The sequence below is a fragment of the Streptomyces sp. NBC_01276 genome, assembly GCF_041435355.1.
GTDB lineage: Bacteria > Actinomycetota > Actinomycetes > Streptomycetales > Streptomycetaceae > Streptomyces.
This window is the reverse complement of sequence record NZ_CP108442.1, coordinates 4,255,176-4,268,345: the sequence shown is the minus strand read 5'-3', so window position 1 is coordinate 4,268,345 and position 13,170 is coordinate 4,255,176. Positions and strand designations below refer to the sequence as shown.

The 13,170-nt window shown below is 74.8% G+C and carries 11 protein-coding genes; 3 read left to right on the top strand and 8 right to left on the bottom strand.

Annotated elements, in window-relative coordinates:
* Window positions 1–61: 61 nt before the first annotated feature.
* Both OG295_RS19060 and OG295_RS19055 read right to left on the bottom strand, forming a co-directional pair.
* Entirely contained in the window at window positions 62–307 is a 246-nt protein-coding gene (locus OG295_RS19060; RefSeq protein WP_351815723.1) for a DUF397 domain-containing protein, read from the bottom strand.
* Between the two features lie 118 nt (window positions 308–425).
* A complete protein-coding gene (locus OG295_RS19055; protein ID WP_371677951.1) occupies window positions 426–2,483 on the bottom strand; it encodes an FUSC family protein in 2,058 nt (685 codons plus the stop codon).
* Between the two features lie 140 nt (window positions 2,484–2,623).
* Here OG295_RS19055 and tatA point away from each other — a divergent pair, with 140 nt between their 5' ends.
* Complete coding sequence (gene tatA / locus OG295_RS19050; RefSeq protein WP_371677950.1) at window positions 2,624–2,857, top strand: Sec-independent protein translocase subunit TatA; 234 nt, start codon at window positions 2,624–2,626, stop codon at window positions 2,855–2,857.
* Window positions 2,858–2,879: 22 nt separating this feature from the next.
* Here the strand turns inward: tatA and OG295_RS19045 are convergent, their stop codons facing one another.
* A complete protein-coding gene (locus OG295_RS19045) occupies window positions 2,880–4,052 on the bottom strand; it encodes a DUF2786 domain-containing protein (protein ID WP_371677949.1) in 1,173 nt (390 codons plus the stop codon).
* Between the two features lie 121 nt (window positions 4,053–4,173).
* Here OG295_RS19045 and OG295_RS19040 point away from each other — a divergent pair, with 121 nt between their 5' ends.
* Window positions 4,174–5,901 carry a bifunctional 3'-5' exonuclease/DNA polymerase gene (locus OG295_RS19040; protein WP_371677948.1) on the top strand — a complete coding sequence of 576 codons (1,728 nt, stop codon included), beginning with the start codon at window positions 4,174–4,176 and terminating at the stop codon, window positions 5,899–5,901.
* 48 nt (window positions 5,902–5,949) lie between these two features.
* On the opposite strand, the gene OG295_RS19035 is transcribed toward OG295_RS19040, so the two are convergent.
* Window positions 5,950–7,206, bottom strand: coding sequence for a serine hydrolase domain-containing protein (locus OG295_RS19035; protein WP_371677947.1), 1,257 nt, complete (start codon window positions 7,204–7,206; stop codon window positions 5,950–5,952).
* A gap of 261 nt (window positions 7,207–7,467) precedes the next feature.
* Here OG295_RS19035 and OG295_RS19030 point away from each other — a divergent pair, with 261 nt between their 5' ends.
* A complete protein-coding gene (locus OG295_RS19030; protein WP_371677945.1) occupies window positions 7,468–7,845 on the top strand; it encodes a hypothetical protein in 378 nt (125 codons plus the stop codon).
* A 77-nt stretch (window positions 7,846–7,922) separates the two neighbouring features.
* Here OG295_RS19030 and OG295_RS19025 read toward each other — a convergent pair whose 3' ends face one another.
* From OG295_RS19025 to OG295_RS19010, 4 genes are read right to left on the bottom strand one after another with little or no spacing between them, the layout of a single operon-like run.
* Window positions 7,923–9,185 carry a hypothetical protein gene (locus OG295_RS19025; RefSeq protein WP_371677944.1) on the bottom strand — a complete coding sequence of 421 codons (1,263 nt, stop codon included), beginning with the start codon at window positions 9,183–9,185 and terminating at the stop codon, window positions 7,923–7,925.
* Window positions 9,182–10,513: an ATP-grasp domain-containing protein gene (locus OG295_RS19020; RefSeq protein WP_371677943.1), complete on the bottom strand. Its 1,332-nt coding sequence runs from the start codon at window positions 10,511–10,513 to the stop codon at window positions 9,182–9,184. Before OG295_RS19020 ends, OG295_RS19025 begins: the two co-directional genes overlap by 4 nt.
* On the bottom strand, window positions 10,513–11,748 hold the full coding sequence (locus OG295_RS19015) for an ATP-grasp domain-containing protein (protein WP_371677942.1): 1,236 nt from the start codon (window positions 11,746–11,748) through the stop codon (window positions 10,513–10,515). Before OG295_RS19015 ends, OG295_RS19020 begins: the two co-directional genes overlap by 1 nt.
* Window positions 11,745–13,058: an MFS transporter gene (locus OG295_RS19010; RefSeq protein WP_371677941.1), complete on the bottom strand. Its 1,314-nt coding sequence runs from the start codon at window positions 13,056–13,058 to the stop codon at window positions 11,745–11,747. The genes OG295_RS19015 and OG295_RS19010 overlap by 4 nt, the downstream gene beginning before the upstream one ends.
* Window positions 13,059–13,170 lie beyond the last annotated feature (112 nt).

Below are 13,170 nucleotides of genomic sequence, written 5' to 3'. Positions count from 1 at the left end.
TGATCGTTTCGATCAGTCCCGGCCAGTGCACGTGCATGACTCGATTGCGTGCGCTGTTCCGTCAGCCGATCAGATGATCGAACTCCCCGTCCTTGACACCCAGCAGCAGCGCCTCGATCTCGGCGGGCGTGTACACGAGCGCCGGTCCGTCGGGAAAGCGCGAATTGCGCATGGCGACGTCGCCGCCGGGCAGTCTGGCGAACTCCACGCAGGATCCCTGCGAGTTGCTGTGTCTGCTCTTCTGCCAGGTCAGCTCATACAAGGAAGCGAGTTCTGCAGCTGCCATCCCGTTGTACGCGTGGTCCACAGGAAGCCCCCGATAGTGCAGATGTCAACTCCACCGGATCATAGCTGTGTTCATCAGCGCCTGCATGGGCAGATGCACGTGCACGCGCGGTGCCGCACCGGTCACTGTTGATCACTTTCTACGGGCGCAGCGCCTCGGACACCTCGTCCAGCGCCTCCAGGAGCTGCTCCCCGGCCCCGCGCAGAACGGCTGCTTCCGGGGCGTTCCCGTCGGGCAGCAGTCCGCGGACCCCTTCCCACTCCGGGACCCGCCGCTCCCGCACCGCCCTCGCCCCCGCCTCGGTCGCCTCGCGCAGGGCCCGCGCCAGCTCCGCCGCCCCCGGCACCGGCGCCTGGGTCCGGTCCGGCAGGTGGGCCTCCCACAGCATCGCGTGGCGGCCCAGCGCCGCCAGGGCGTCCCCCGCCCCGTCGGCGGCCGCACGGGACAGCCCCCGGTGCCGCACCGGCTCCCCCGCCGCCCGCACGAGCGCCTCCTGCCAGGCGACCCGGGCGTCCCGGGACGCCAGCAGCGCCTCCCGCACGTCGGCCCGCCGGGCCCCGGCCGGATCGGCGTACTGCCCGAGCACGGCGGCCGCGTACCGTCCTACGGCCGCCAGCCAGTCGGCGAGGCGCGTCCGCAGCCGCGGGGTCTCCCAGGCCGGGTAGACGGCGTACGCCACCATCGCCAGGACCCCGCCGATCAGGGTGAGGGCGATCCGGTCGGGGACGGTCTGGTCCCAGCGGACGCCGCCCATGCCGAGCAGGAAGACCACGTAGGCCGATACGAAGACCTGCGCGACGGCGTACCCGGTGCGCATCAGGGCGTACATCAGCCCCGCGCTGACCACCGCGAGCGCCCCCGACAGGTACACCCCCGGCTGCGCCAGCTGCACGATCGCGGTCGCGACGGAGACCCCGACCAGGGTGCCGCCGAACCGGGCCACGGCCCGGGACCAGGTCTGGGTGAAGTCGGGCCGCATCACCATCACCGAGGTCATCGGCGCCCAGTAGGCGTGCCCGAACGGCAGCGCGTTCCCGATCAGGTACCCCGCGCAGACCACCGCCGTGACCCGCACGGCGTGCCGCAGGACCGGCGACCCCGGACGCAGTTCGGCCCGTACGGCGCTCCCCACCAGCGGCACCAGCTCCGGCAGCGTGGGCCGCAGCATCGACTCGGCCGGGTCGGCGATCCGCCCGGACCCCGGCCCCGACCCCGGCCCGGCCGTCTCCAGGACGTCGTCCAGCAGCGCGGCCAGCCGCCGCGCGGCCCGCAGCGGCGCGCCCCCGAGCAGGTCGGGCAGGTCGGGGGCCTTGAGCACGGACAGGGCCGGCGCGGGCAGCCGTACGGGGTCCCCGTGGCGGATCGCGTGCGCGGCGGCGTCCAGCACCGTCCCGGCGGCGGCGAGCAGCTCCCGCACCCGTTCCCGGGCCGGGCCCTGCGCGGGCGCCCCGACGGCCGGGTCGGCGAGCGAGGCCAGCACGGGCCGGATCCGCTCGGCCAGGCCCCGCGCCCCGTGCAGCTCGGCCGGCCGCCGCCGGGCCTGCCGGACGGTGACGGCGGCGGCGTCCCGGGCCTTCATCAGCGGTACGGGGTCGAAGGAGGCGGCCGGGTCCTGCCGCAGCCGGCGGGCGTAGTCGGCCTCGGCGGCGAGCGCGTCGGCCAGGGCGTCGCGCCGGTCGCCCCAGCGGCGGACCGGGAACAGCACGATCAGCAGCGCCTGGACCACCCCTCCGGCGGCGATCACCGCGGCGTGCCCGGCGGCCTGCGCGACGGAGGTCGGCAGGGTGACCGTGACCAGCATGATCGCGACGTTGCCGGAGGCGATGATCCCGGCGGTGGGCCCGGCCGCCCAGAGCAGCCCCGTCACGAACGTCCAGACGGCGACCAGGAGCAGGAAGAGCCCGGTGGTGGAGGAGCCGACCAGATAGCCGACGAAGGTGGAGACGGCCAGGGTCAGCCCCGAGGCGAGGGCGAGCACCGGGCGCGGGCGCCAGCTCTGCTGGAAGGTGGCGATGGCGGCCATGAAGGCGCCGAAGGCGGAACTGACGGCCGCGCCGGGCCCCAGGAAGGCCAGCCCGAAAGCGATGACGAGCGCGAGTCCGGCGGCGGCGCGGACCGCGGCGAGGGGCTCCAGCCGGGTCCGTTCCACCGTCATGCCCGAGCGGGCGGTGTCCTTCAGCGCCCGGAGCCAGCTCATGGCGTCGAGCGTAGCCGTTTTCAGGGTTTCTTCAGGGTTTCTTCAGGTTTGTGCGCAGCCCTTGCCCCGCTGTTCCATGGGGCTGATCATCAACCGGCCGACGTCACGGTCCGGCCGTCGTCCGAAAGGTGGGTACGCACATGCTCCGCAATGGCCTCCAGCCCTGGCACCTGCTCATCGTCCTGGTGGTGTGCCTGCTGGTGTTCGGCTCGAAGAAGCTGCCCGACATGGCCCGTTCCCTGGGGAAGTCGGCGCGCATCCTGAAGTCGGAGGCGCGGGCGATGCGCGCCGAGGACGGCGCCCGGCCGGAGTCCCGCACCGAGTCCCGCACCGAGACCCGTCCGGAGTCCCGCCCGGAGACCCCGGCCGTCTAGGACCGTCCCGGTCGTCCGTCCGTCACGGAAGCGAGGGCCGCCGCCCCGCGCCCACGTGCGCGGCGTCGGCGGCCGCCGTGCCGTCCTCCCAGCCGGCGTGGTCGGTGGCGCCGCGCAGCCGGGTCGTCGTGGTCCGGGGGAACATCTCGTCCGCCCGCGAGGTGACAGCGACGTCCCGCGCCACCAGGGCGGGCAGGTTGTCCGCCGCCTCGGTGGCCGTGTGCTCGGCGGTCTCCGCCAGACGGCGGCCGAGCCGGCTGGCGTAGGCGAGCAGGAAGGACTGCCGGAAGGTCTTGGTCCGCTTGCGCCCGCCGGCCCGCTGCGCCGCTTCGGCCCGGGTCATCGCCGCCGTCCCCTGCACCAGCAGCGAGGTGTGGAGCAGCTCCACCGCCTCCAGGTCGCTCTCGAAGCCGACCACCGTGGAGAACTCGAAGCCGCTGTTCCACACCGCCCGGCAGCGGTTGGCGGTGGCCACCGCGTCCAGCAGCACCGCCTTGGCCTCCTCGTACGGGGGCTCCACCCCGATCCGGCAGGCCCCCGGCACCTGAGCCGGGCCGCCGCCGCGCGCGGCCAGCAGCGCCTCGTCCACCGTGTGGCGGGCCATCAGCTCCTGGGCCTTCGCGCTGAGCGCCTCGGCCTCCTCGGGGTACGTCGTCGCCTCGGCCTTCGCGAGCAGCGCCCGGATCCGCCCCAGCATCCGCGGCTCGATGTGCGCGTGCGCCTGCTCGGTGAGGTCGCCGGGGAGCGGGCCGACCGGCTCGATCGACGGCAGCCGCACCAGCAGCCGCAGCACCTCCAGGACGGCGGTGGCCAGGGTGAACCGGTCCGCCTTGGCGCGCCGCGCGAGCTGTTCGGCGTACGCCCCGTCCTCGTCCCACCAGACCTCGGCGTCGGTCCACCGCTCCGGGAGGCGTGCGTAGCGGCGCGCCTCGGCGGCCACCAGGTCGGCGGTGATCCGCAGGTGGAGCTCGTCCAGGTCGCGGCGGACCAGCCGCAGCACGTCGGCGGGCTGCCAGCCCCGCTCCCAGGCCTGCCGTACGTACGCCTCCCCGCGCGCGAGCAGCTCCCGCCCGACCCCGCCCCACCGCGCGGGCTCGGCAGCGAGCACGGAGGCGCCCGTGTCCAGCCCGGCGTCGTCCTGGGCGTAGAGGGCGGCGGCGAAGGCCCGGTCAACGGTTGCGGCGAACTCACTCACCCCTTCAGCTTGACATGCCCCCCGCGCCCGGCCGGTCCGCTCCCGGCGCGCGCGGCCCCGCCCCCGCGGGCCGGCCGCGCCGGGAAGGCCCTTGTCAGACCCCGGTGGGACACTCGCACCCGTGAGCGACGCACCCGGCCCCTGGGCCCTCGCCGAAGACGGCGACGGCTGGTGGCACGCCGCGCCCGTGCCGCCCGCCACCGGCCCCCGCCTGCGCGTCCGCGACCCCGCCGAGGCCGTCCGGGCCGCCCCCGCCGCGACCCGCTGGATCTGGCGGTCCACCGCCGCCGCCTACCCCCGCCTGCTCGCCGCCGGCGTCCGTGTCGAGCGCTGCTACGACGTCGAGGACGCCGAGTCGCTGCTCCTCGGCCACGAGGGCCGCTTCGGCGAGCCCCGCTCCGCGGCCGCCGCCTGGGCGCGCCTCAACGACGCGCCCGTCCCCGCGGACCCCCCGCAGCGCGCCGCCGAGCCCGGCACCCAGGACTCCCTCTTCGACCCGCGGCCCGCCGTCCCCGTCTCCCTCGACGCCCTGCTCGCCGTCCACGCCGACCAGGCGCGCCGCCTCGCCGCGACCGCCCACCCCGACCGGATGCGGCTGCTCACCGCCTCCGAGTCGGCCGCGTTCCTGATCGCCGCCGAGATGCACCGGGCCGGAATGCCCTGGCGGGCCGACGTCCACCGCGCCCTGCTGACCGAGCTGCTCGGCGAGCGCTACGCGGGCCGCGGCGAGCCCCGCCGCCTCGCCGCGCTCGCCGACGAGGTCTCCGCCGCGTTCGGCCGCCGCGTGCGCCCCGACCTGCCGGCCGACGTCATCAAGGCGTTCGCGGAGGCCGGGATCAAACTGCGTTCCACCCGCCGCTGGGAGATCCAGGAGCTCGCGCATCCGGCCGTGGAACCGCTGATCGCCTACAAGAAGCTGTACCGGATCTACACCGCCCACGGCTGGTCCTGGCTGGCCGACTGGGTCCACGACGGCCGTTTCCGCCCCGAGTTCCTCCCCGGCGGCACCCTCACCGGCCGCTGGGTCACCAACGGCGGCGGGGCCCTGCAGATCCCGAAGGTGATCCGGCGGGCGGTCGTCGCCGATCCCGGCTGGCGGCTGGTCGTCGCCGACGCCGACCAGATGGAGCCGCGCGTCCTCGCCGCGATCTCCCGCGACCCGGCCTTCATGGAGGTGGCGGGCCGCGCCGAGGACCTCTACGCGGCCGTGTCCCGCCAGGGCTTCTCCGGCGACCGGGAGCAGGCCAAGATCGCCGTCCTCGGTGCGGTCTACGGGCAGACCTCCGGCGACGGCCTGAAGAACCTGGCCGCGCTGCGCCGCCGGTTCCCGCGGGCGGTGGCCTGCGTGGACGAGGCCGCGCGGGCGGGCGAGGAGGGCCGGCTCGTGCGGACCTGGCTCGGCCGGACCTGCCCGCCGCCCGTGACCGCCGCCGAGGACGACGGGGGCGAGGCGGGACTCCCCCAGGACTCCGGGGACCTCCCGGACGGCACCGGCCGCCCGGACCGCGGGAGCCGCCCGGACGGCTGGACGCCGAGCTACGCCTCCGCCGACACCCGTGCCCGGGGCCGCTTCACCCGCAACTTCGTCGTCCAGGGCAGCGCCGCCGACTGGGCCCTGCTGATGCTCGCCGCGCTGCGCCAGTCCCTCGCCTCGGCGGGGATGCGCGCGGAGCTGGTGTTCTTCCAGCACGACGAGGTGATCGTGCACTGCCCCGCCGAGGAGGCGCCGGCCGTCGCCGAGGCGATCCGGGCCGCCGCCGACCTGGCGGGCCGCCTCACCTTCGGCGACACCCCGGTCCGCTTCCCCTTCACCACCGCGGTCGTGGAGTGCTACGCCGACGCGAAATGACCCGCCTCCGACCGGGGCGGCGGCCGGGCGGCGGATCCGTGAGGCCCCTCAGCGGCCCGCGCCGGGCTGCGGGGGCAGCCTGAAGAGGTGCTGGGGTGTGACGACCCGGGTGATGGCCTCGCCGAACAGGGCACTGGGCTCGGCGCCGTCGGAGGCGGTGTCCGTGTTGAGCAGGACGACCATGGTGGCCCGCTCCTGGGGGAGGTACACGGTCAGCGACTGGTAGCCGGGCAGGGATCCGTTGTGGCCGATCCAGCCGTCGACGTTGAAGATGCCCAGGCCGTAGCCGGTGTCCGGGAGGTCCCCGGCCGGGCTCACCTTCAGCCGCTCGGCCTGGGTGGCGGGGGTCAGCAGGGTGCCGGTGGCCAGGGTCTTCGCCCAGCTCCGCAGGTCGGGGAGGTCGGAGATCATCGCTCCGGCGGCCCAGCCCCAGGAGGGGTTCCAGTCGGTGGCGTCCTCGGTCTTCCCGTCGGCGGTCGCGTCCGTGTAGCCGTGCGCGTGCGGACTCGGGAACTCCGCGCCGGTCGGGAAGAGGGTGTGCGTCAGCCCGGCGGGCTTGACCACCTGCTGGTCGATGTAGTCGGCGAGCCTCTTCCCGCTCACCTTCTCCACCACCAGCCCCAGCAGGATCAGGTTGGTGTTGGAGTACTCGAACCTGGCGTCCGGCGCGAAGTTCACGGGGTGCCCGAAGGAGTAGGCGAGGAGCTCCCGCGGCGTGAAGTTCCGCCGGGGGTCGCTCGTCAGGGCCTTGAAGAACCCTTCGTCCTCCGAGTAGTTGAACAGCCCGCTGCGCATGCCGGCCAGCTCGCGCAGGGTGATCCTGTCGCCGTTCGGGACGCCCGCGACGTACCTGCCGATGGGGTCGTCCAGGCCCACCTTGCCCTGGTCGACCAGCCTCAGCAGGGCCGTCACCGTGAAGGTCTTCGTCTCGCTGCCGATCCGCATGTTCAGACCGGGTGTCATGGGCGTTCCGGTCGCCTTGTCGGCGACGCCGAAGGCCCGTACGTACTCGCCCTTGCCGGGGGCGGAGAGGGCCACGATGACCCCGGGGACCCTGGCCTCGCGCCGTACCCTCTGCACGGCCGCGTCCAGCCGCGCCGCCACCTCGGGGGTGAGCTTCGGGAACCCGTCGGCCGCGGGGGTCGGCGGGGGCGAGGGCGTGGCCGCCGGTGTCGCCGCGGGGGCCGCCGCCACCGCCGGGGGCGCGTCCGCGTACCGGGCGCCGCCCGCTCCGACGCCGACCGGCACCACCACCAGACCCGCCGCGGCGGCCGCGACCGCCGCGCTGCGCCACCGTGTCGTCATGCCCGGCCTCCTGCCCGTGCGCCGCCGCCCCCTCCCCACGCTAGCCCCGCCCTCGCGGCCCCAGCGACCGCAGGGGTGACGGGGAGCGGGACTCGCGGAGCGGCTCGACGCCCTCGTACGGCAGCGCCGGGCCGGCTGATGCCTTCGTCCGCCGCGGCGCCCGGGGCCACGGCCCTTGCGCCCGTATCCGACCGGCGCATTCTGAACACGTTCAATCCGCGTGTTGGCGAGGAAGGGCATGTGGTGGCCGAGCATCGGAAAGTGTCCGCCCGGCAACGGGGTTGGGCCGTGGCGGGGGCGCTGGCGGCTTGGGGCCCCGTGGTGCTGTGGTTCGCCCGCGGTATCGAGCCGAACCGGGCGTTCGTCGTCTTCGTGGTCACCGCGATAGCGGCGACCGTCCCGCTCCTGTTGCAGGACGGCCCCCTGACCTTCGCCCGGGCCTGTCTCGTCAGCGGGTTGTTCCTGGCGGCGTGGGGACCGCTCGCTCCCCGGCACGGCATGTACCGGTTCGCTCCCGCCGCCCTCCTGCTGCTCGTCGCCGCCTACGGGCACGCCGGCAACCGCCCCGGGCCGTGGTTCTCGGTGATCGCTCCCTTCACCGCCGTGGTGGTCACGGCGCTGGGCCTCGCACCGATGTAGGCGATCGGACCGCCGGGAGCCGGGCCGGGGCGGGGGACCGGGCGGGCGGGCCGCGGGCCGCGGGCCGCGGGCCGGGATCAGTCGATCACGATCTCCGTCTCGAAACGACCGCCCAGGGCCCTCAGACGCCGCTCGCACTCCTGCCGGGTCGGCGCCGAGAGCACCGCCGCGGCCAGGAAGTCCGAGGAGAGGGCGGCCTCGGCGAGGACCTCCCCCGGCTCGGCGAAGACCCCGTAGAACCGCACCCAGGGCTCCTCCGGGATCACCGGGATGGCGCGGACCGTGCCGGGCCGCTTCATCATCAGGACCTGCCCCGCCATGCGGACCGGCCGCAGCCGCCCGCCCTCCGGCCCGGCCGGGAGCCCCGCCAGGGCCGGCAGGGGCAGTCCCGTGTGGGCCCGCGCCGCCAGTTCCACGGGGTGCACCTCGAACACCGCGTCCAGCACGTCCCGGATGCGCGCCCCCGCCGGCCGGGCGGCGACCTCGCAGACCACGAGGCGGTCGTCGGGGGTGTGGAAGACCTCCGCGTGGAAGGCGTGGTCCGCCGGCCCGCCCAGTGCCCCGAGGGCCTCCTCGGCCAGCGCCAGCAGGCGCGGGGTCAGCGGGTCCGAGGGGTCCAGGGTGAGGTCCACCCGGGCACCGGGATCGGCCTGGAAGGAGGCGAGGTCGTACTGGTACTGCGAGGGCCAGGCCATGACGGTGCGTCCGTCCACGACCACCCCGTCCACGTGGCACATCGGGCCCGGTATGTACGCCTCCACCAGGAGGTCCTCACGGGGACCGGCGGCGGGCGGGTAGGCCCCGGCCAGGTACTCCTCCAGTTCCCCGACGCTACCCACGATCCGCAGCCCGACGGAGCCGAAACCGTCGCGGGCCTTGAAGACCACCGGCAGGCCGTGCTCCGCCGCGAAGGCCCGCGCCCCGTCGGCCGTGGCGGGCAGCGCGTACGGGGCGACCTCGATGCCGGCCGCCCGCAGCCGCTCCTTCATCAGGACCTTGTCCCGGAAGGGCAGGACCCCGTCGGGCAGCTGGCCGGGCAGGCCGAACTTCTCCCGCAGCCGGGCCGCCCGGAGCAGGTCCGCCTCGTGGAACGCGATGACGTGGGTGACCTCGTACGCGTGGGCCAGGTCCTCGGCCAGCCGGTCGAGCCGCTCCTCGTCGTCGAAGCCGTCGAGGACCTCCAGCCGGCGGTAGCCCCCGGGGCCGTCCGGGACCCGCTCCCCGCCCCCTTCGATCCGGTCGCGGGCCGCGATCAGCACGACGCCGCCGTCGAGTCCGTCCAGCCAACGGTCGTACGGGAACGGGTCCAGCGGGAAGCGGTGCAGGACGAGCGCGGTCACGCCGCCGCCCCGGCGAGGGCGGCGGCCGGGTCCTGCGCGGCCCCGGCGGCCGGGTGGACGTCGATGCGGATCTGCGCGGTGAGCCGCTCGCAGAGGGCGATCGCCGCGTCGGTGTCGGCCGCCGTCACGGCGGCGAAGCCGAGCCGGTCCCAGTTGTCGCGCAGCGGGCGCACCGGGTCGCCGGGGCGTACGGAGACCTCCACGGCCAGCACGTCCGCGCGGGCGGCGACCTCCTCCACGCCCGACACGGCGGTGACCGTTCCCGGGTCGCGGAGCACGAAGCGGGTGCAGGCCCCGGCGCGGGCCGCCGGGGGGCCGGCCAGCGGCTCGACGAGGCCCAGGGGCCAGGCCATCCCGTAGCCCATGAGGTCGATCCCGTAGGCGGCCTCGACGAGTTCGTTGATGTGGCCGCCGCCCACCCGGTTGTGGGACTCGATGACGACCGGGCCGCGTGATCCGAGGCGCAGCTCGGTGTGGCTCGGCCCGTCGGTCACGCCCATCGTGTCGAGGAAGTCCGCGACCGCGGCCGTGATCCGGGCGTGGTCCCCCGGTGCGAGCCGGGCGGGCAGGGCGTGGCCCAGCTCCGCGAAGTGCGTGTCGTCGACGAGCTTCTCCGTCACGGCGACCACCACGTGGCGGCCGGCGAAGCTGAGGGCCTCCACGCTGAACTCGGGGCCGTCGAGGTAGGACTCCATCAGGAACTCGTTCACCGTGTACAGGGTCGAGCCGCGGTCGGTGCGCCGGCCGCGCAGCTCCTCGATCCGCTCCCACACCGCGTCGAGCTCCCCGGCACCGTTCACCCTGATCAGGCCGAAGCTCGCGGTGGCGTCGGTGGGCTTGACGATGAACGGGAACCCGGCCCGCCCGGCGAAGGCCTCCAGGGACTCCCGGTCGGTGACCCGGTCCCAGTGGATCGCCAGCCGCCCGTGGTCGGTCAGGTGCTGCCGCATCAGGTACTTGTTGCGCATGCGGCGGCTGACCTCGGGGCGGGTGCCGGGGAAGCCGAAGTGGTCGTTCAGCCGGGCCGCCATGTCCAGGCCGCCCTCGGTGAGCGAGACGACGGTGTCGAAGTCCCAGACCTCGCGGGCGGCCTCGGCGAGCGGCCGTACGGTCGTCCAGTCGGTGTAGTCGATCATCAGGAGGACGTCGGCCAGCCCGGTCTGGAACGCGTTGACCTTGTCGGGGTGCTGGAGCAGGACCACGCGTACGCCCAGGTCCTTGGCCCGTTCGAGGTGCTGGTCGGTACCGCCGACGAGCAGCACGGTCCGGTCGCCGGGGGCGGCGTCCGGAGCGGGGGTGGGCGCGGTCTGCGCGGTCGGCGCGGTCATCACAGGGCTTCCTTCGGGGTGGGGGTGGTCCGGGCGCGCAGTGCCGCGTGGGCCGCGGCGATCCGCTCGGCGGCCTCCGCGGGGCTCGGGGCGTCGACGACGGCGTAGCCGTGCCGGGTGCCGGAATCGGTGGTGAGCGGGAGGACGTCACCGGGTCCGTACGGGAAGTGCACGGCGTGCACGTGGTCGAGGGCCCTGAGCTCGTCCAGGCCCTCGACGGACTCCAGCCGTCCCGCGGGCAGCCGGAAGAAACCGACGGAGGCGTACCGGTGGGCGGCGGGCGCCCGCACGTCCTCCCCGGCCAGCCCGCGGAAGATCGCGGCCTCCAGGTCGAAGCCGGTGGCCACCTCCACGAGGAGCGGGATCCGGTCGCCTCCGAGCCGGGCCTGGGACTCCACGACGCGCGGCCCGGCCGGAGTGAGGATCACCTCGGTGTGGGCGGGGCCGAAGGCGAAGCCGGAGAGGTCGAGCAGGGCGGTGACGGTGGAGCGGATCGCCTCCGCCCCGGCCGGGTCGAGCGGGGCCGGATGGACGTGCCCGGTCTCGATGAATCCGGGAGGCCCGCTGGTCTGCTTGGCGGTGATCCCGACGATCTGGTGGGCGCCGCCGACGCTCAGGGTCTCCACGCTGAACTCGGGGCCCTCCAGGAACTCCTCGATGATGAAGGGGCCTTCGATGCCGGCGGACTTGACCCGCTCGGTCCATTCGGCCAGGTCGGCGACGGTGCGCACCAGCGCGACCCCGCGGCTGCCCGCGGAGTTGGTGGGCTTGACCACGGCCGGCAGTCCGAACTCCGCGAGCAGCGGCTCGACTTCCGCGAGAGCGGCGGCCTCGCGGGCGCGGACCACGGAGACGCCGCCCGCGTTGAGGAGCCCGCGCATGGCGTTCTTGTCGTTGAGCAGCCGCACCGAGGCGGCGCTGTTCGGGGACAGGCCCAGCGCCTCCGCCTCGGCGACCACCGGGGCCATGCTCCGCTCGCTGCCCAGGTGCAGTACGTACTGGACCCGGTGTTCCTCGGCGGTGCGGGCCACCAGGGCCCGCAGCGCGGCCTCGTCCTCGAAGTCGGTGAGGAGCAGTTCCTCCGAGTGCGCCGCGACCTGGTCGAGGTAGGCGGCGGTGCGCAGCTTCGGGTCCCAGACCGACCAGACCCGGAAGCCGGCCTCGACGGCCTTGCGGACGAGCTGCTCGTACGGCATCACCATCAGGAGCCGGCCGGCGGTGCGGGGGTGGGTCATGACGTGGCTCCGTTCCGGGCAGGCGCGGCGGCCTGCGGGTTCTGGTCCGCGGCGGCGGGGTCCTGCTCGGCGGTGGCCCGGCGGGCCTCGCGCAGCGGCAGCAGGGAGCGGTAGACGAGGATGGCGCCGAGGCCGGCGGCTCCGTAGAGCAGGCTCATGCCGACCGGGGAGAGGAACGCCCCCACGGTCACGCACAGCGAGCCGACGAGCAGGCCGAGGCGCGGCACCAGGCCGTAGGCGGCCAGGTACTTGGTGCGGGCGACCGGGTCGACGAGGTCGGCCAGGATGGCCTGCTTGACCGGCACGTTCATGATCTCCCCGAGGGTGAACACGACCGCGCCGGCGATCAGGATCCAGCCGCTGTTGCTGACGGCGAGGACCATGTACCCGGCGGTGAAGACGGCGATGCCCGCGTAGAGCCGGACCCGGTCCGGAAGCCGACGGAACATGCTGCCCGTGAACAGGGCGAACACCACGACCAGCGCGGTGTTGACCGCCCTCAGGATGCCGAGCATCGCGACCCCGTCCACCGCCGGGAACCAGCGCTCCAGGCCGGCCAGCGCCTGCTCGGGGAACTCGTCCGCGAGCCGGACGGCGATGTAGTAGCCGATCTGGACCTCGACGGCCCGGGTGAGGATCGCGGCACCCACCAGCCGCAGGAACACCCGGTCCCGGGAGACGGCGAGGTAGCCGCGGAGCATCGCCGCGACGCCGGCGGCCTGCTCCTTGGCGGACTCCGGGGCGCTCTCGGCGATCCACCACCGGACGACCAGCGCGGTCGCCGCGGACAGTACGGCCGCGGCGGTCAGCAGCAGGGTGAAGTGGTCGCCGTAGAAGAAGCCGCCGATCAGGGCGCCGGCGGTGAACGCCATGTTGATCGACCAGTAGTTGATCGTGTAGACGAGCGTCCGGGTCTCGGGGGTGGAGACGTCGATCATCATCGCGTCGGCGGCCGGGGTGGCCGCGCTCGCGAGGCAGGTGTTGAGCAGGAAGAGGACGAAGGTCACCGTCCCGGACTGCCACCAGGGCGAGTTGGCCAGGGCGAGCAGCCCGAAGGTGAGGGCCGCGCCGACCTCGCCGGCGACCATCAGCGGCTTGCGGCCGTGGACGTCGGCGAGGTGGCCGCCGAGGAAGTTGCTGGCGATGCCCGCGGCGGCGACCACCATGGTCAGCACGCCGGCCGCGGCGGCCCCGTAGAGCGCGGCGAGGTGGATGACCATCAGCGGCATCAGCATGATGCCGAGCAGCCGCTGGACGAATCCGACGCCGAGCCTCAGCTTGATGTTCGGATGCAGGTCGCGGACGTTCATGCCGCGGCCCCTTCGCGCCCCCCGCCGGCGGGGCCGGCGCTCTCGGCGGGTACGGGGACGGGCTCGGTGTGCTGGGCGGTCACCGGCATGTCTGGGTTCCTTTGCGAAGGCG